The following is an 18,834-nucleotide window of genomic DNA, read 5'->3' as shown; positions in this document are numbered from 1 at the left end:
ATTATAACCGGAATGTCTACAGGAAGCATCAGCCAATAAGACGAATCGATCTAAGGATTTACCTTCGTGCTGCTAGCAAATGCGGTTGAAATTCGGATTATTATATGTTACATTTTTGAGTAAAGACAGTGTGACCAAAATATCGAAATGGTCAGTTAGTCATGTGTCTGTCGAAGAAAGGAGCCAGAGGAGATGTCCATAGACCGCCGAAAACAGATCGTTGAAGCGGCAGCGCAATCCTTTGCTTTGTTCGGCTATAAAGCGACGACGATGGATCAAGTTGCCAAGATTGCCCAAGTGGGCAAAGGCACGATATATACGTTTTTTACGAATAAAGAAGAGTTGTTTGATGAAATATTACAACAGCTCATTCATGAAATGAAGGAGATTGCTGATCGGGAAATTCAAGCGGACAAGTCGTTCTTCGATAACCTGTACCGCGTGCTCGATCGGGTGTTGGATTTCCGCAGTCGACATGAACTGGCAATGAAGCTCTCGCAGGAGGTGCGTGACTTCGGCACTCCGATGGCTAAGGATGCGCTCCTTACGCTCGAAGGGGCACTGCTTGAATATGTGGAACGCCAAGTTCGTCTGGCCATGGAGAAGGGCGATGTGAAAGATGCCGATCCGAAGATTATCAGCTTCGTTATGCTCCAATTGTATAAAGCGCTGTCAACAGAGTGGAACAAGCTGCATGAACCTTTGGATAAGGAATCGATTAAGTCCTATTTCCAACTCCATTTCATGGACGGGCTCGCCACGGACAAGTAAGCGGCTTAAGCAAGAACAACCTTCCAATCCGAACCGAATTGCTCGGCAGGATGGAAGGTTGTTTAAGTCTGTGCTTATAGTTGCTAATTACTGGTTCAGACCATTTGAGCGACATGTACTTCATTGCTTATATCCCCGGGCCCCGGGCAGACAATACCATAATTTATTCTTTGCTCTAAATAGGTAAATAGACTCAAATTTATGTTTCTTTCACTGAAGTTGAGTGTATAAGGTAACAATTTTGGCTTCAATAACCGTTATATATCTATATAAAAATATGTTAGAGGCAGTGTAAAGGGAAGGGAGAAGATAGGGTGAACGCAACTAGTAAGAGAACATCGTGGTTCAGCATGGCGCTTGTTTTTACGCTTCTGTTCGGCTTGTTGCCGTTTTATGGGGTAGCGAACGCGGAGGATACCGTGACTGGCATCGCTTTTGAATCCGACGTTTCCCCTGTACATGTCGTTGTCGAAGGACAATCTGTACAAATGAAGGTAATCGCAACGATTAAAGATAAGACAGATAAGAAAGATGTTACGAGTCTGGCTACTTGGAGCTCTTCCAATCCGAGCGCAGTTAAAGTTGATGCGGGCTGGGTAAGCGGCGCAGGCAAAGGAACGTCAGAGATTACCGTAAAATATCAAGGCTATACGCTGAAGAAGACGGTTGTGTCCAGCTATCAGTTCGATCAGTTGAGCGTGCGCATGGTGGAATCCGGGACTGAAGTGCCCAAGGAGATGAATGCGCTGCTGGGTATGAAGCTGAAATGGAAGGCGTTTGCCTTTGATGAAGCAACCGGCACGGAAAATGACGTGACGGCCGACGCTACGTGGAGCTCGTCCAAAACGGACGTCGCTGACATCGATAAAGGCGTTCTTACCTTGAAAACAAAGGGCGAAACAGAAATTACGGTTAAGCATAAAGGACTTAGCAAAAAAATTAAGTTGAAGGTCGATTTGCCGTATGAGGAAATGACGCTGTCTCCGGACAAGCTGGTTGAATTCGATTACGGCGCTGATTCCCAGACGGTAATCGCGCAAACGAAGACCAAAGACGGCACGCTTGAAAATGTGACGGATAAAGCCGAATGGAGCAGCAGCGACACGAACGTTGCAGAAGTAAAGTCCGGTGTCGTCAAGCCGATTGGCGTGGGAACGGCGACGATTACAGCAAGTTATCTCGGCGCTTCCCAATCCGTCACGGTCGTGGTGCGGGCTTCTTATCAGGCGATGCGATTGACGCCGGACAAGGCGCAGCATATGATGCTTGGCGATGGGCCGCTAACGGTTCAGACCTTTGTGCTGAACAGCGTTGACAATCAGCAGGAAGTGACGGATCTCGCCGAATGGACATCGAGCAATGTGATGGCCATAACTGTGGACCAGGGCAAAGTGTATGCGAAAGGCGCCGGCTCGTCCACAATTACCGCGAAATACAAAGGCTTGACCAAGTCCATTGAGGTGACGGTTCACCCGACGATCGAGAAGCTAGAGTGGGCGGATGTCGACAAGGATAAAGACAAGGGTGAAATTCGCAAACAAAATATATATATGGAAGACGTACAGGATTTGCCGAAAATTAACGCGGTGACGTTAAACGGTGAAACGATCGATGTCTCGGGTCTGGCTGATTGGACATCCGGGAACTCAGATATTGTCTCCATTAAAGACGGCAAGATGAAAGCGGAGAACCGCGGCGTCGTCACATTGACGGCGAACGTGCGCGGCCAGACGCTGGCGACGGAAGTGACCGTGCAGCGCAAAGCGCTTGTGCTGCAAGCCAATGCGACCGAGTTAAGCGTAGTGACAGGACGGGAGCAGGCGGTTCCGGAAGTGACGGTCATCTACATCGATGGCGAGGAAGAGCGTGTCACCTCCGATATGAAGTGGGAATCGAGCTCGCCGAACCTGTTGGTGCGTGACGGCAAGATCAAAGGGCTCATCGCTGGCAAAGTTACATTGAACGGCACCTTCTCGAATGTGAAGCTGTCGCTGAAGGTGACGATTGATGAGGAGATCATATCGTTTGATATCGTTCCGCAGACTATTACCACGAATGTTAAAAAGTCTCAGTCGGTCAAGGTGACAGGGAAATATAAGAACGGCAAGACGATTACTCTTGGATCGAAAATCAAATGGAAGATCGAAAATGAAAAGGTGGCAACGGTTAGCGGCTCTACCGTCAAAGGAGTAGCCATAGGCAGCACGAAGTTGATTGGCGAATATCAAGGTCAACTGCTTGAAGTTCCGGTTCATATCAAGCCGCGCTTGTTGAAGCTGGAGGCGACTCCGAAGAGCGTGAAGATGGGCGTAGGACAAAAGGCAAGTTGGAAGGTGCAGGCGATCTATGATACGGGGGAAGTAGCAGATGTAACTTCTCAGGTCACTTATGTGCCTTCCAATACGAAGGTCAAGGTAGAACGCGGCAGTGTTCAAGGTGTGGCGAAAGGCAGCACCTCCGTCAAGCTGACATTAGATGGAAAGAGCACATCGCTGCGCGTAAGCGTGAAATAAATAGGAATGGAACTACTGATGAACCCGCATATCCGTTAGGATGTGCGGGTTTTTCTCATGAAATTCGGAATGGAAGATGTCTTCTGCAATGGTGTCACTTTTTCCTTCCCGGAGAAAGTATGCCCGTTCGATCCTTTGTCTCACTCTCCCCTCTATTCAGAACAGCGGCCCCCCTTCCCCTGCAAACGGGTTTCTATCGTAGAATCAAAACACGAGCTGAAAATAAAAATTTATGTTCTTAGCCAAAGACTATGATGCGAGGCTTCCGTTCCATGGTCCTTATAGTCATTCTCCCATATAGTCAGAAAGGATAACGTTGAGGATGAGGTACATGCTCTGCCATCCAGTCAGGAAGGATAACGTCGAGGATAGGTACATGCCGTTTCGTATAGACACCATGCCATGAAGCGGCCGATCATGATGGCAGTAATCTCGTCAGCATCCAAAGTTGTCATTGAGCGTACCGCTCCTGAAGGAGATTGGGCCTACCGCTCTTTGATGGAGATTGAGCGCACCGCCTCCTGATGGTCATTAGGGCGCACCGCTCCTGAATGAGATTGGGAGTACCACTCTTGGTGGTCATTGAACGCACCGCCTCCTGATGAAAGGGGAGAATGAAGCAAAGGGGCAGATGAAGCGAATCCCCTTCAGTCTGAACGCGCCACTGCACGAACGGAACCTTAGGTTATGAAAACTTTCCGCTCAATCTTGAACCATACTCTTTCATGCAAAATAACGAATAAAAATACATATATGCGCGATCATACTTTTTGTTCTATTCTTGATCGACCTTCGTTATATGTATAAAAGTGCAAAAAAAGAATCATTATTTATAAACGATAATCGTTCAGTATACACGGATTGAGAGCTGGATAAGCTCTTTACAATAGCTAAACCTATCCAATAATTAAAATTATCATATGCATAAAAATATTAAATTGCCATGATATAAGCACGGTGTTAAAATGATAAAACAATACAAATGAATAATTATAAATTCATTCCAAGTGCGTGAATATCGATGCTAAGAAAGTTCAATTTATATAGAAAGGTTGCATTCCATGAAACAAAACGGCTTACCTCCAAAACAAGGTCTATATGATCCGCAGTATGAAAAAGATGCATGCGGAATGGGTTTCGTCGCACATATCAAAGGACGTAAGTCTCATGATATCGTTCGTCAGGCGCTAAGCGTGCTTGTCAGCATGGAGCACCGCGGCGGACAAGGCAGTGAACCAAATACCGGGGACGGTGCAGGCATTATGCTGCAGATTCCGCATCGCTTCTTTGCGAAAGAAATGAAGGCTCAGCATATCGAGCTTCCTCCATCCGGCGAATATGGCGTCGGGATGCTGTTCATGTCTCAGGACGAACGCATCCGCGAACGTCATGAGACGGTGCTCCGCCGCATTGTCGAGGCAGAAGGCCAGACGTTCATCGGCTTCCGCACGGTGCCGACGAATGAAGAAGGGCTCGGCCAGTCCGCGAAGGCGGTAAAGCCTTATGTCCGCCAGCTATTTATCGGCCGCAGCGCCGATCTTCAAGATGAGCTGGCGTTCGAACGCAAGCTGTATATGATCCGCAAGCTGGCGGAAAAAGAAATTCGTTATACGCAGGAAGACGGAGCAGATTCGTTCTATGTTCCGAGCATGTCGTGCCGGAAGATTGTGTACAAGGGCATGCTGACGACAGAGCAGGTCGGACGATTTTACTTGGATTTGCAGGACGAGAATCTGGATACGGCAATTGCGCTTGTCCATTCGCGCTTTAGCACGAACACGTTTCCAAGCTGGGAGCGGGCTCACCCTTACCGCTATATGATTCATAACGGAGAAATCAATACACTGCGCGGTAATGTCAACTGGATGCATGCGCGTCAGACGTTGTTCCAATCCGGCATCTTTGGCGAGGATCTGGCGAAGATTAAGCCAGTCATCGACCACGACGGTTCGGATACGGCGATGTTCGACAATACCTTCGAATTTCTCTATTTGGCAGGTCGGCCGCTGCCGCACGTCGCCATGATGATGGTGCCGGAGCCATGGTCGAATCACGACAGCATGGATGAGACGAAGAAGGCATTTTATGAATATCATAGCTGCTTGATGGAGCCGTGGGACGGTCCGGCGGCGCTGGCGTTTACGGACGGCGTGCAGATTTGCGCGACGTTGGATCGCAACGGTCTGCGTCCTTCGCGCTATTACGTGACGAAGGATGATTTGATTATATTGAGCTCCGAAGCCGGGGTATTGGATATTCCACCAGAGCATGTGCTGTATAAAGATCGTCTCCGTCCTGGGCGGATGCTGGTTGTCGACACGGAGCAAGGACGCATCATTTCGGATGAGGAAGTGAAAGCACAGATTGCAGCCGAGAATCCCTATCGGGAGTGGTTGGATGAGCATCTGATTGACTTGACCGATTTACCTGATGCGCCAGAAACACCGGAGCCGAAGCACGAGAACGTGCAGCAGCAACAGCAAGCGTTCGGCTATACGTTCGAAGAGCTGCGCAAGATTTTGGAGCCGATGGCAACAAGCGGAGTAGAGCCGCTCGGTTCGATGGGATATGATGCGCCGCTCGCTATCTTGTCCGACCGGCCGCAGCGTCTGTACAACTATTTCAAGCAATTGTTCGCTCAAGTTACGAATCCGCCGATCGATGCCATTCGCGAAGAAATCGTGACGGCGACGGGAACGACAATCGGGCCGGAGCGCAATTTGCTTCTGCCAGAGCCGGAGAGCTGCCGTCATATTAAGCTTGCGACCCCAGTGCTGTCGAATGAAGAGTTCGCGAAGCTGCGCCATATCCGGCGCCCAGGCTTCAAGTCCATCACGATTCCGATTCTGTTCCTGGCAAAGGAAGGAGCGGAAGGCATGCGTGCGGCGCTGCAGACGATGTGCGAAGCCGCAGACAGGGTCATCGGCAAAGGACATAACATTATTATTTTGTCTGACCGTGGCGTGGATGAGGACAATGCGGCGATACCGGCATTGCTTGCGGTATCGTGCCTGCATCACCACCTGATTCGCCAAGGCACACGCACGAAGGTCAGCCTGCTTCTCGAATCCGGGGAACCGCGTGAAGTGCACCATTATGCGCTGCTGCTCGGCTACGGCATCAGCGTCGTGAACCCGTACTTGGCGTTTGAGACGCTGGACGATATGATTCGTCAAGGCTTGCTGGGCGGCATTACGCATGAGAAGGCGGTAAAGAATTACATCAAGGCAGCCACGAAAGGCGTGGTGAAGATATTGTCCAAAATGGGCATCTCCACCGTGCAATCGTACCGCGGAGCGCAAATCTTCGAAGCCGTCGGCTTGAAGCAGGACTTCATTGATGCCTACTTCACGTGGACACCGTCGCGTATCGGCGGGATCGGCTTGGAAGAGATTGCGAAGGAAGCGCTGATCCAGCATTTTCGGGCGTTTGCGCAGCAAGCGGGGCGTGATCCAGAGCTCGATTCCGGCGGAGAATATCAATGGCGCAAGGGCGGGGAGGAGCACCTCTTCAACCCGCAGACGATTCATACGCTCCAACAGGCATGCCGCACGAACGATTACAAGTTATATAAGAAGTATTCCGCCTTGGTGCAAGGCGAGTACAGCCAGAACCGGACGCTCCGTTCCCTGTTCGAATTGAAGCCTGCCGGACCGTCCGTTTCCATCGAGGAAGTGGAATCGGTCGAGTCGATCGTGAAGCGGTTCAAGACCGGCGCGATGTCGTTCGGCTCCATCTCGAAGGAGGCGCACGAGAGCTTGGCTATAGCGATGAACCGCCTTGGCGGGAAATCGAACTCGGGAGAAGGCGGAGAAGATCCGGCACGCTTCGTGAAGGATGCGAACGGCGATTGGAGACGGAGTGCCATCAAGCAAGTGGCGTCGGGACGCTTCGGTGTGACGTCGAATTATTTGGTCAATGCGGAGGAAATCCAGATTAAGATGGCGCAAGGCGCAAAGCCGGGCGAAGGCGGACAGCTGCCGGGACGCAAAGTGTATCCTTGGGTCGCGGAAGTGCGCGGTTCAACCCCAGGTGTCGGGCTCATCTCGCCGCCGCCGCATCATGACATTTATTCGATCGAAGATTTGGCGGAATTGATATATGATTTGAAAAATGCGAATCCGCGCGCGCGCATCAACGTCAAGCTCGTGTCCGAGGTCGGCGTCGGCACAATTGCTGCAGGGGTGGCGAAAGGACGCGCCGACGTCATCCTGGTCAGCGGATACGATGGAGGCACCGGGGCGTCGCCGCAAGGATCAATCCGCCACGCGGGACTGCCGTGGGAGCTTGGACTAGCGGAGACGCATCAGACGCTCATTCTGAACAACTTGCGCGACCGCATCGTGCTGGAGACGGACGGCAAGATGATGACCGGCCGCGACCTGGCGATTGCCGCCCTGCTCGGAGCGGAGGAATATGGCTTCTCGACCGCGCCGCTCGTCGTCATCGGCTGCGTCATGATGCGAGTCTGCCAGCTTGATACATGTCCGGTCGGGGTGGCGACGCAGAATCCGGAGCTGCGTAAAAACTTCGCAGGCGACCCGCAGCACGTCGTTCACTTCATGCGCTTCATTGCGGAAGAGCTGCGTGAGCTGATGGCTGAGCTCGGATTCCGCACGCTCGACGAGATGATTGGCCGCTCCGAATGTCTGAATGTGAAGGAAGCCGTCGACCATTGGAAGGCGAAGCACCTCGATCTGTCGTCACTCTTGCATCAGCCGGAGCTGCCGGAAGGATCTGCGCGCATTCGGGTGCGCGCACAGAATCATGGCTTGGAGGAGACGCTCGACATGAAGGAGCTGCTTCCATTAGCCGAGCCCGCGCTTGCGCGTCAGGAGCCGATCGCAGGCACGTTTGCCATCTGCAACGTGAACCGCGCGACGGGCACGATTGTCGGCAGTGAAGTGACGCGCCGTTATGGAGCGGCCGGCTTGCCGGAGGATACGATCCGTTACACGTTCGTCGGCTCGGCCGGACAGAGCTTCGGCGCCTTCGTGCCGCGCGGCATGACGCTGGCGGTAGAGGGCGACTGCAACGACTATGTCGGCAAAGGCCTCTCGGGCGGCAAGATCATCGTCAAGCCGTCACCGCAAGCGACATTCGTGCCGGAAGAGAACATTATTATCGGGAACACGGCCTTCTATGGCGCAACCAGCGGAGAAGCATACATCCGCGGTATTGCCGGCGAACGCTTCGCCGTCCGCAATTCCGGTGTCCATGTCGTCGTGGAAGGGGTCGGCGATCACGGCTGTGAATATATGACCGGGGGAAGTGTCGTCGTGCTCGGTACGACCGGCCGCAACTTCGCTGCAGGGATGTCTGGCGGTATAGCCTATGTGCTCGACAGCGATAATTCCTTTGTAGACCGCTGCAATCTGGAGATGGTGCTGTTGGAGCATGTGGAGGCTGAAGAGGAAGCCCTGCTGGTGAAGAAGATGATCGAGCAGCATGTCCACTATACGGACAGTGCGCTCGGCGTGCGTCTGCTTCGCGACTGGGAGACGACAAGACGGCAACTGGTCAAAGTCATTCCGAAAGATTATAAACGGATGATGGAGCAGATCGCGAAGATGGAAGCGAAAGGAATGACTGGCGAGGCAGCCTTGTTGACTGCTTTTGAAGCAAATATGCGAGATTTATCACGTGTCGGCGGAAACTGATTTATGATACGATAGCCTTAGTCTGCAGCTCGGAAATTTCTGAGCTCAGACTAAGGTTTTTTTTATAGGACCTTGACTTTGGGAGAGACAGTTGGTGATAGAATGAGGCATTCGCCTTTAGGGATGTTTCGCAATTATACACGGGAAATGAACGTCTTTATATGGGCCAGCATGATCAATTCAACAGGCGGCGCGCTCATGTGGCCGCTCACTACCTTGTTTGTGCATACACAATTGAACCGCTCGCTGGCAGACGCCGGATTTGTCATCTTCATGCAGATGCTGGGCGGGGTCATCGGGCAACTGTTAGGTGGAGGACTATACTATCGCATTGGTGTGCGCCGGCTTCTGATCGGAGCCTTGGCAGCGTCGTCCGTTCTGCAATGCACGCTCGTCATTACCGCACATGCCGATTGGTGGCTGTATGTGACGACGATGACCGTGTTGGGCTTGACCAACTCCATGTCGATGCCAGCCATTCAATCCTTTATCGGATTTCGCTGGGCCGATCGAAGGGAAGAGCTCTTTAACGTTATTTATGTGGCGAACAACATCGGTGTTGCGCTTGGAACTGCGATGAGCGGCGTGCTAGCCGATATTTCCTTCAATCTCACCTTCGTGTTGAACGGTGTAACCTCGGCTGGCTTCGCCATTTTCTTTCACCGCTTCCTGCGCGGCATGCAGGAGGAGGGGCGGGCGGGAACTCATCCGTCTGCTCAAGAACAAGCGGGGACGGAACAAGCCAGGAAGCAAGCTGCGGCGCCGGATCTGCAATTGCCCGACAGCGGAGTGCTGCCTGAACGAAGCATATGGCAGAAGCTGGCGGCGTACCGGCTATATTTGTTCATGTCGATCGGAGCCATGTTTGTCTGGCTTGCGAATTCCCTCTGGGGAACAGGTGTTGCTCCGCATATCGCCGATCACAATATGAGCTTTTCCATGTATAGCTTACTGTGGACGTTGAACGGCGTGCTTATCTTTATGGCGCAGCCTATTATATCGTGGTTAAAACGCACGATCGCGAAGCCATTAACGGCACAGTTGACATGGAGCGCCGTATTTTATGGACTAGCCTATCTAGTTATATGGTTCGTGCCGGTATATGGTGGATTTGTGCTCGGCATGGTGCTGGCTACACTTGGGGAAATGCTGGTATCTCCAGCGGTTCCTGCGTTTCTTGCCGCTCGTGCCGGACGGGAGGCGCCGTTCTACATGGGGGTCGCTGGAGGAATCACCTCCGTCGGCCGCATGATTGGCCCGTATGTGCTAGGGATCATGTATGATCGGAGCGGGTTGAATGGGGTAGCCGTCATCTCGACTTGGATTGCCGCCATCGCGGTGATGTTCTTCGTCCTTCATGCATGGGTGCAAACGAAAGAACAAAAACAACGAAACACGAAAAACCATTCATTTGACACATATTCATAACAGTAATATGATATTCGACAAAAATAGAAGAAAAAATAGGCGCACTTCGTTTCAGCATCCGACAGTATACCTGACTTGACTGGGCTATAATAATGATGTCGCAAAATAATGATGACGAGCTCTAACGATATCTGCGGACAATCTGAACGAAGTGAGGTACGGGATTATGATAGAGAGTGGGCAAACAGAAGCGATTCATACGATGGAATTCATCCATGCGAATACGAATTGTGATAAAATATCATTAGATATCATTTACGTTCTGCAGCAGTTAGATATCGAGTTAGAGCGATGCCCAGAGGATATAAGACGTATGGCGATTGTACATACGATAAAATAAAGCGGGCGAACACAACAACACATCCTCCGTACGGACGACTGTTCGACGGGGGATATTTATGATCCAGACTGAATCATTGCACGTTTACAAAGCTCCTAGGGCTATATCAAGCTTGAGTGTTTGCCGTTTACAATTCCTTGAACGGAACAATTGTGGTATATTCCGCGTATATACTATAAAACAACCACAATTTTCATATAATGGATATCTTCATTGAATTAAGTGAAACTAGGCACAACTGAATGCCATTGGAATGGGAGAGAGGGACTACAGGAATTCCTATGAAATACAATAGCCCCCGAAAATTTAAGCGTACTAATTATTCAATGCGGGACGGGAGCTGGGCAACATTCAGTCGTGCGAGAAGTGTGCCTGTAGATGTAATGAACATGACGGAAATGAAATCGACATCGCCAGAGAGCCTGGGTGCGGTACGGAGGTAACACTTCGAATTCAACACGCGGAGGGAAGGCAATGAGAACGATTTTGGTCGATGACGAGCGTTTGGCGCTCGTTCATTTAAAAAAACTGTTGTCGGCTAAGGGGAAAATAGTTGTGGAAGGTACCTATCAGGATCCGCAAATGGCCTTGCAGGACATTCCTGCTTTGATGCCAGACGTCGTATTTATGGACATCGACATGCCGGAGATGAGTGGGATCGATTTGGCAGAACAGGTGCAATCCATACTTCCGTCGGCTCAGATCGTCTTTATTACGGCCTATGACGATTATGCAGTGAAAGCATTCGAATTGAACGCGATCGACTATGTATTAAAACCGGTGGAAGCCAAGAGGCTGAACGTTACTATAGAACGATTGGCGGAACGTGCAGCCGTAACGACAGGTCCAGGGGATGGTCCTTTTATCCGCATGATCCGCTGCTTTCAAAATCTGCACATCGATATCGGAGCGGCGTCTCACCAGCATTTGCGCTGGCGGACGGCGAAAGCCCAGGAGCTGTTCACTTACTTGCTGCATAAGCGGGGAAAGTCGGTACGGAAGGATTCGCTCATTGAGCTGCTGTGGCCCGATGTGGATGCCAAAAAAGGGTATACGCAGCTATATACGACCATTTATCAGGTGCGCAAGGCGCTGGAGCCCTACAAGGAGCAACTGAAAATCGTAAGCTGTGAGGAAAGCTATATGCTTATGATTCACCAAGCGGATATCGATTGCGTACAGTGGGAGCATGAAGTGCAAAGCCTACCCCCGGTGTCCAAGCACTCGGTCAACAAATACCGTGAACTGCTGCAGCGGTATAGCGGAGACTATTTGGCGGATTGTGATTATAGGTGGACGGAGGGAGAACGTCAGCGGCTTCGTTCTTTGTGGTTGCATTTGGTTACCCAAATCGCGGACTATCTGGTTGCGGACAACGATTTTCCGGCGGCCTTGGAAGTGTATCACAGACAGGTGAACGTCTATCCTCATATTGAATCGGGGTATTACATGCTGATGCGGTTATATGCCGAACTGGGCGATCGCAATGCGGTAGAAGAAATGTACGCCACACTATGTGATATGACGATGAGTGAATTTGGAATGCAGCCGAAAGTGGCGTACCAAGCTTGGTTCGAGCGCTGGAGTGCCAATTGGAAGAGAAGCGCCCTTGAGCACAAGGTGTAATACCGTGGTCAAGCTCCTATTTTGCGGACATGGAAAGAGCTCTAGCCTGTAAGCTGACGTTGGTATACAACCGGCGTTAGCTTTTTTAATTTAACTTGATCTTCGTTGTAACATCACCTCAGCTCCTCGATTCGTTGCTGTTCAGATTTTGTGCATTTGGAATTGGTATTCTATATGTTACCATGTCGGTGATACGGCAGTAAGCTATATTTCCACAACCCGCTTAGTATGTACACCAGAAGTCTGCAAGGGGGACGCGAAATGGAAAACACATATCTCTTGGCTGTATCCTGCTTCTACTATTATAGCCTTCTGTCGCAGTCGCCTCTTTCGATTATTTCCTTGGACAACAACTCCAATCTGATCAATAGCGCGGCTAGCAGTCTACATCAGTCCCATTTTAATAAATATGATTCTAACGGTGCAGGACAGGGCCTTTGCTGAACGATCTCCCTTGACATGAAATGTGGCTCAGCCTTCACTTATACGATGGCGGAGGAGAGAAAATGAAAGACCTAGCAATCGAGCAGCCTTTTGACATGGCAGGAAATGGCAATTCTGTCGCCGCTGAATGGATGCTGCCGATGAAGGTGGATTACGGCGGAGGCGCCCGTATTCTCGTCGTGGAGGATGATCCGGTTAACATCCGCGTCATTTTGCATACGCTGATGCATGAGAAGTATAACATCACCGTCATGGGAAAAGGGGAAGAGGTACTCGCAGCATTGGACGGGGGGGCTGCGTGGAATTACGATCTCGTTCTCCTCGATGTCTTGCTGCCCACGATTTCGGGATATGATATATGCCGCCGCTTGCGAGAACACTCGAATCTGTTTGATCTACCCATCATCATGCTGACCGCACGCAATCAAGCAGGCGATGCGCTGGCTGGATTCGAAGCGGGAGCCAACGATTATGTCTTGAAGCCGATGGACGGCAGTGAATTGAGAATGCGTATTCGGACGCTGCTTAGCTTGAAGCAGGCAGCAGAGGAGCATGTTCACCTCGAAATGGCGCTCTGGCAAGCTCAGATGAATCCCCACTTCATATATAACACGCTCAACTCGATAGCTTCATTGAACTCGGAGGCACCAGATCAGGCTCAGGTGCTGCTGATTCAGTTCGGAAATTATTTACGGGCTAGCTTCCGTGCGCATAACCGTGACAGATTCATCCCGTTCGCCAAAGAATGGGCGTTAGTTCAATCTTACCTATACATTGAACAGGTCCGGTTCTCCGACCGCCTCTCGGTGGAACTGGATGTGGCAGACGGACTGCAATTCGAGCTTCCCCCGCTGACACTGCAGCCAATTGTGGAGAATGCGATACGTCATGGCATTATGAAGCGGAGAGAAGGAGGTACCGTAGCAATCGCTGTCAGACTGACAAGCGAAGAGGCGATTATTACGGTAGCCGACAACGGCGTAGGCATGCGCCGGGAAGTGATTGAAGCGGTTCTAGAAGCCCGTACCCGCGGGGGAATCGGCCTAGTTAACACCCATAAGCGCCTTACGTATTGGTACGGTCGTGGGCTCTGCATCCGCAGCGAACCGGATCAGGGGACGGAAATAACGATGCGCATTCCGGTTCGTTCAGACAATACTCAGAACGGCATGATTAGAATGATGGAAGCTGGAGGGAACCATAGTGGGATTATGTGACAGTCAGAGCGATTCCGGCACATCTATGATGCAGAGGATCGAGAAATGGAGAAGGAAGGTACAGGATTCGGGGCTCAATCCGGCATCGATTCCGCAGTTCAATTCCGTGATGGGGCAGTCGGAGTTCGTATGCAAACGGATTTTTTATGACGAAATGTTAACCGTCGTTCGCTTTTTCACGGGGAAATTGCTTACGCAGCTCGCCGGAACTCCAATTGTAATCGTGATCTCGGATGAGAACGGCTGCATTCTCGAAATGGCAGGAGACGGGACGATGAAGCAGACAGTAGCTCAGCTCGGCATCGTTGCGGGAGTGCGGTTTACTGAAGAAGCATGTGGAACGAATGGCATTACTCTTGCCTTAACATATGGCAAGCCGGTGCAGCTTGCAGGAGAACAGCATTTTCACCATTGTTTTCACGACAAAGTATGCTATTCCGTCCCCTTTGGCACCTCGGATGAGGACAACCTGCTCGGCACTGTGTCGATTATGACGTCCATGGAGTATGCACATCCCTATTTCATGGCGGTGCTCAATACTGTAGCTGACTCGATTGAACGCGAGCTGCTCTTGCGGAGCCAGAACCGCAAGTTGAATATTTTGAACCATATTATGATGGATACGACGCGCAATGGCATCATCATTACGGATCGGCACGGTCGCATTACTGAATTCAATTCATACGCGGAACAATTGACAGGGCTATCCCGGAACGCTCTTATACAGCAGCCGGTATTCGATATCAAGCCAATGGGGCCTTATATCGATGAGGTTATTCGCACCGGCAAGACCTGCGAGGATATTGAGGTAGTCGTCTGTCACACCGCAACGGGGGCAAGACAGGTGTGCCTGTTCAATGCGCTTCCCATTTTGGACGAGCACGGCAACAGAACCGGGGCGTTCGGGCAATTCCGGGATATTACGGAAAGAGTCGAGGCGGAGGGACGCTACAATTACTTGGCTTATCACGACGACTTGACGGGCCTGCCGAACCGCAGGCACTACAAAGAGCATGTGGCCCAGCTAATCGCAAAAGCGAAGAAGGATAAGCAGATGATGGCCGTTCTTTACTTGGACTTGGATCGCTTCAAGCAGGTCAATGATACGCTCGGACACAGTAAGGGCGACTATCTGCTGCAGGAAGTAGCTGCTCGAATGCGGACCTTTTTGCCTGCGGAGATGATGATGAGAATGGGCGGGGATGAGTTCATTATTCTGCTTCCGAACATCAGGCGCTTGGAAGATGCTCAGAATACGGCGCAGGAAGTGCTGCAGTTGTTCGAAGAGGATTTTATGATTGCTCATTACCAGTTCCGTCTAACGACGAGCATAGGCATCGCGATCTTCCCCCATGACGGCCTGGATGCGGAGACATTGCTTACACATGCCGATATGGCGATGTATGAGGCGAAAATGCTCGGCAATGGATATGCCGTCTATTCTCCGGCCATGGCCCGCAATTCTCCTGAAAAGCTATCGATGGCGCCTGAACGGAGACGCGCACTGTAGCAGCGTGAGTTCATTATGTACAAATTCATGAATGAATATTAGTGAAAAAATCAATGCCTGCGCCGCGGGAAAACGAAAGGAGTGCAATGAATTGAAGCGTAAGCTCATGCGAATCGGGAACAGCTTCGGTGTCATTTTTACTAAGGAGATGTTGGACAAGCTGGATGCGGAGTGCGGTGATACGTTGGATGTGGAGATTAGTGAACGGACAGGGGAAGTCATCATCAGAAAGTCTCCCACAGGCGGCAATCAAAAACGGTTTCATGAGTTAGGCAAGGCGTCTATATGAAATATTTAAAAACGAGAACATAAACATGCACTCCGCCACAATCCAGGGAGTGCATGTTTATTTATTTCCCATACAGTTCCGGAATGTGATAGAAATGATGCCCGGGCTCGGAATGCGTGAGGAATCCTTTTCGTTCGTACTCGAGCTCTTTCTGAACCGTTTTTGGCTTGAGCTTGATGTCGTAGTAATCCATATAATGCTCGAAATAAGGGAAGGCTTGCACTGCGTTGCGATTTTTTGTTCCTGCGCTGTAGTCCCATGCTGCCACGCCGTAGCCGTCGAGCGAGAAGACGCCGGCAGCCGCCTCGTTTATACGGAAGAACTTGCGCAATACGTTCTCGGACAGCGAATCATAGTCCATTTTGCTGATGGACAGCATCTTTGTTCCGTAAATTTCTCAAGGCTAAGGTAACAGAAATGAAAACCTGCATTAACCCGGAAAGAACGAAAGCCCTGCTCGATCATTACCGTCAGGCGGCGCCCGGGATTACGCTGCGTCCGCCGGATATCGGACATCTTCCCGGAACGCCGCAGGAGTATGCTCGGGAGTGGGAGCGGCTAATCGGACTCCCCGAACAGAACGAGAAGCGCTTCTTCACTGCACTGGAGAATCCGTTGCCGGTCTACCTAGGTGAAGTGAAGCGGGAGAATGGGGAGTGGCTGTTCGTATGGTCGAACTCATACGATTTGCAAGGGGACGATATAGCCTACCACTTTCAAATTAGCCAAACGCCGGACTTTGCGAAGCCGGTAGTGGAGCAGGTGCCGTGTGTCTATGGCCGGGGGCGAATCGAGCAGAGATTGAATGGAATAAGATGAGAGAGAAGAAGGTTAGAGATATGCGGGATCGAAAGAAGCTTCGGCACGAATTGAAATTTTATATCCATTATCATGAATTTATGGGCTGCGGGAACGGATTAAATCGTTGTTGCTGCTGGATCAGAACTCGGTTGACGAGCACGGGTATCATATCCGGAGCCTATATTTCGACAACATCTATGAATCTGCGTTGCACGATAAGGTCGATGGCATTTTGAACCGGCGGAAATATCGCATTCGCATTTATAACAAGAGCGATGCCGTCATCAAGCTCGAACGGAAGAGCAAGTGGAACGAATATGTCGCCAAAGAATCGGCTCCGATGACACGCAGTGAATTTGAACGGCTGTACCGGGGTGACGCTGAATTTTTACGGGAAGCGGATTCGGAATTGAAGCTGGGGCATTCAATAAAATTGCGTGGGTGGACATGTTTTGGGGGATGGTCGCTTCGTTCCTCATCGGATGTTCATCTACTGGACTTATAAGAAGTGCTTCCGCGGCGTCGTCTACAATCATAGCTACAATGTCACGTTCGTATTGATGTCGATTATGACGCTTATCATCATGACGATCAGCACTAATATCGTCCTGTCTTTGGGCATGGTCGGCGCATTGAGCATCGTGCGCTTCCGCACGGCCGTTAAAGATCCGATGGACATCGTATATATGTTTTGGGCCATATCGGTTGGCATTGCGAACGGAGCAGAGATCTACCCCGTGTCCGTATTCGGTTCGCTGGCTGTAGGAGCAGCAATCTTCTGGCTGTCCCGCCGCAAGGTGAGGGATGCCCCTTATCTGCTTATTGTCAAATATGAGGAACCGGCTCAGGACGAGGTGCTCTCGCGCTTGCGCAAGTTGAAGTATGTGCTTAAATCGAAGACGGTGCACAAGCAAATGACCGAAATGACGGTCGAAACCCGACTGCGCGATGACAATACCACTGTCATCAAGCCATTGGATCCCCCCGATCTAACGAGACATCGGGGGGGGGGATCTTTATGCTTGCAGCGCGTAGAAATATAAATTATGCCCCGAACTACTCCTATTGGGAGTGGCTAGGGCGTTAAATGCTTAGGCTAGTTTTTACGTTGATGCGCAGACCTAAAGCCGCATGGACCGTTCCGCCCGCACGAAAGCAATGAATCGACGCGCTTCTTCCTCCGTTAATTCACGACCGTCCACAGTAAGCCGGAACTTTTTGAGCAGCTCCTCATCCGACAGTTCAAGCCCATCTGCAAACATAAGTACCTCTTGCGTTGCCTGCGCATTCGGACTGGACAGACGCCCGACTAAATAATCGATGGAAACCCCAAATTGATCCGCTAGTTTAGTCAACGTTTCAAAGTCAGGTTTGCGGCGATCCTTCTCGTAATGAGATAACGCAGCCCGCGTAATCCCCAGCAATTCAGCCAACTCTTCTTGAGTCCATCCTTTTCCTTCGCGCAGCTCCGCGATACGGATTCCGGTGCTCATTTGAAATAAACCTCCCTTTTCAATCCAAATCCAATCATTGTGAAACAAAACGTATCGAATGCACAAAACAAACCTGAGAAAAGGATTGACATGTTACAAATCGTATCGTAAAGTAAAGAAGTGATTCGATACATAATGTATCTAAAGGAATGATGATGTAACATCAAGTATCATTATGCCATGCTGCAATGAGTAGTAACATCACTTTATATCAAGAAGAGGATGAAGTTATGGAGCATAGTGAGCCTAAAGAACAAAGAAACTATGTACGGCTTCATATGAATGAGACCATCATCGCAAGGATGTCCATCGAGCAAGTAAACGGTGTGTCCGTAAACAGTCGATCCAAGCCTGTCCTCATCACTGAACTTAGTCCGGGCGGTCTGCGCATGCTAACGCACTTGGAACTCCCGTCGTCCTCCCATTATTTGCTCGGTTTCCAATTGATGATCAAGCAGGTTGAAATGAAGCTGAATGGTCATGTTGTATGGAGGGACGCGGACGAAAGCCAATTTCGCTATGGCATCTCTTTACGTTTAACAGCATCAGAGCGTCGGGCGCTCATCTCCCTATTAAACATGTACCTCACGACGCTGTGTCCAGACCAGCTAAAAATTCACGAGCTGTACAAGTCAATGTCTCTCTATTATTTGCATACTAGCAAACAGCACCTGGACCAGAGCATATGAAATCCAAATTCCAGTCTATTTTACCACATAAAAATTTTGTAGTTCAATCATAC

Annotated in this window: 15 protein-coding genes; 13 read left to right on the top strand and 2 right to left on the bottom strand. The window is 50.5% G+C overall.

Going from position 1 to position 18,834, the window contains the following annotated elements:
- Positions 1–192 precede the first annotated feature (192 nt).
- From LQV63_RS06380 to LQV63_RS06340, 9 genes are all read left to right on the top strand, one after another.
- Positions 193–771: a TetR/AcrR family transcriptional regulator gene (locus LQV63_RS06380; protein ID WP_019422669.1), complete on the top strand. Its 579-nt coding sequence runs from the start codon at positions 193–195 to the stop codon at positions 769–771.
- A 314-nt stretch (positions 772–1,085) separates the two neighbouring features.
- Positions 1,086–3,284, top strand: coding sequence for an Ig-like domain-containing protein (locus tag LQV63_RS06375; RefSeq protein WP_233696073.1), 2,199 nt, complete (start codon positions 1,086–1,088; stop codon positions 3,282–3,284).
- A gap of 1,061 nt (positions 3,285–4,345) precedes the next feature.
- Complete coding sequence (gltB, locus tag LQV63_RS06370; protein ID WP_233696072.1) at positions 4,346–8,944, top strand: glutamate synthase large subunit; 4,599 nt, start codon at positions 4,346–4,348, stop codon at positions 8,942–8,944.
- A gap of 123 nt (positions 8,945–9,067) precedes the next feature.
- Entirely contained in the window at positions 9,068–10,372 is a 1,305-nt protein-coding gene (locus LQV63_RS06365; RefSeq protein ID WP_233696071.1) for an MFS transporter, read from the top strand.
- A gap of 166 nt (positions 10,373–10,538) precedes the next feature.
- Entirely contained in the window at positions 10,539–10,712 is a 174-nt protein-coding gene (locus LQV63_RS06360) for a hypothetical protein (RefSeq protein WP_233696070.1), read from the top strand.
- Between the two features lie 474 nt (positions 10,713–11,186).
- A complete protein-coding gene (locus tag LQV63_RS06355; protein ID WP_233696069.1) occupies positions 11,187–12,338 on the top strand; it encodes a response regulator in 1,152 nt (383 codons plus the stop codon).
- 506 nt (positions 12,339–12,844) lie between these two features.
- On the top strand, positions 12,845–13,999 hold the full coding sequence (locus LQV63_RS06350) for a response regulator (protein ID WP_233696068.1): 1,155 nt from the start codon (positions 12,845–12,847) through the stop codon (positions 13,997–13,999).
- The gene (locus LQV63_RS31725; protein WP_233696067.1) at positions 13,986–15,509 is read left to right on the top strand and encodes a diguanylate cyclase domain-containing protein; all 1,524 of its coding nucleotides are present in this window, start codon (positions 13,986–13,988) and stop codon (positions 15,507–15,509) included. The genes LQV63_RS06350 and LQV63_RS31725 overlap by 14 nt, the downstream gene beginning before the upstream one ends.
- Positions 15,510–15,600: 91 nt before the next feature.
- Positions 15,601–15,798: an AbrB/MazE/SpoVT family DNA-binding domain-containing protein gene (locus LQV63_RS06340; RefSeq protein ID WP_019422660.1), complete on the top strand. Its 198-nt coding sequence runs from the start codon at positions 15,601–15,603 to the stop codon at positions 15,796–15,798.
- A 61-nt stretch (positions 15,799–15,859) separates the two neighbouring features.
- On the opposite strand, the gene LQV63_RS06335 is transcribed toward LQV63_RS06340, so the two are convergent.
- The gene (locus LQV63_RS06335; RefSeq protein WP_233696066.1) at positions 15,860–16,177 is read right to left on the bottom strand and encodes a hypothetical protein; all 318 of its coding nucleotides are present in this window, start codon (positions 16,175–16,177) and stop codon (positions 15,860–15,862) included.
- 38 nt (positions 16,178–16,215) lie between these two features.
- On the opposite strand from LQV63_RS06335, the gene LQV63_RS06330 reads away from it, so the two are divergent.
- From LQV63_RS06330 to LQV63_RS06320, 3 genes are all read left to right on the top strand, one after another.
- Entirely contained in the window at positions 16,216–16,617 is a 402-nt protein-coding gene (locus LQV63_RS06330; RefSeq protein WP_233696065.1) for a hypothetical protein, read from the top strand.
- Positions 16,618–16,723: 106 nt separating this feature from the next.
- Positions 16,724–17,104, top strand: coding sequence for a VTC domain-containing protein (locus LQV63_RS06325; protein WP_233696064.1), 381 nt, complete (start codon positions 16,724–16,726; stop codon positions 17,102–17,104).
- On the top strand, positions 17,052–17,642 hold the full coding sequence (locus tag LQV63_RS06320; protein WP_233696063.1) for a DUF4956 domain-containing protein: 591 nt from the start codon (positions 17,052–17,054) through the stop codon (positions 17,640–17,642). The genes LQV63_RS06325 and LQV63_RS06320 overlap by 53 nt, the downstream gene beginning before the upstream one ends.
- Before the next feature lie 78 nt (positions 17,643–17,720).
- Here LQV63_RS06320 and LQV63_RS06315 read toward each other — a convergent pair whose 3' ends face one another.
- Positions 17,721–18,092 (bottom strand): helix-turn-helix domain-containing protein, encoded by a 372-nt coding sequence (locus tag LQV63_RS06315; RefSeq protein ID WP_233696062.1) that lies wholly within the window; start codon positions 18,090–18,092, stop codon positions 17,721–17,723.
- A gap of 230 nt (positions 18,093–18,322) precedes the next feature.
- Between LQV63_RS06315 and LQV63_RS06310 the strand changes: the two genes are divergently transcribed.
- The gene (locus tag LQV63_RS06310; RefSeq protein ID WP_019422655.1) at positions 18,323–18,781 is read left to right on the top strand and encodes a PilZ domain-containing protein; all 459 of its coding nucleotides are present in this window, start codon (positions 18,323–18,325) and stop codon (positions 18,779–18,781) included.
- The last annotated feature ends 53 nt before the right edge of the window (positions 18,782–18,834 follow it).

This window comes from Paenibacillus profundus, from assembly GCF_021369635.1.
In the GTDB taxonomy this organism is placed as follows: Bacteria; Bacillota; Bacilli; order Paenibacillales; family Paenibacillaceae; genus Paenibacillus_B; species Paenibacillus_B profundus.
The sequence above is the reverse complement of the archived record's forward strand: the minus strand, read 5'-3'. Positions and strand labels throughout refer to the sequence as shown.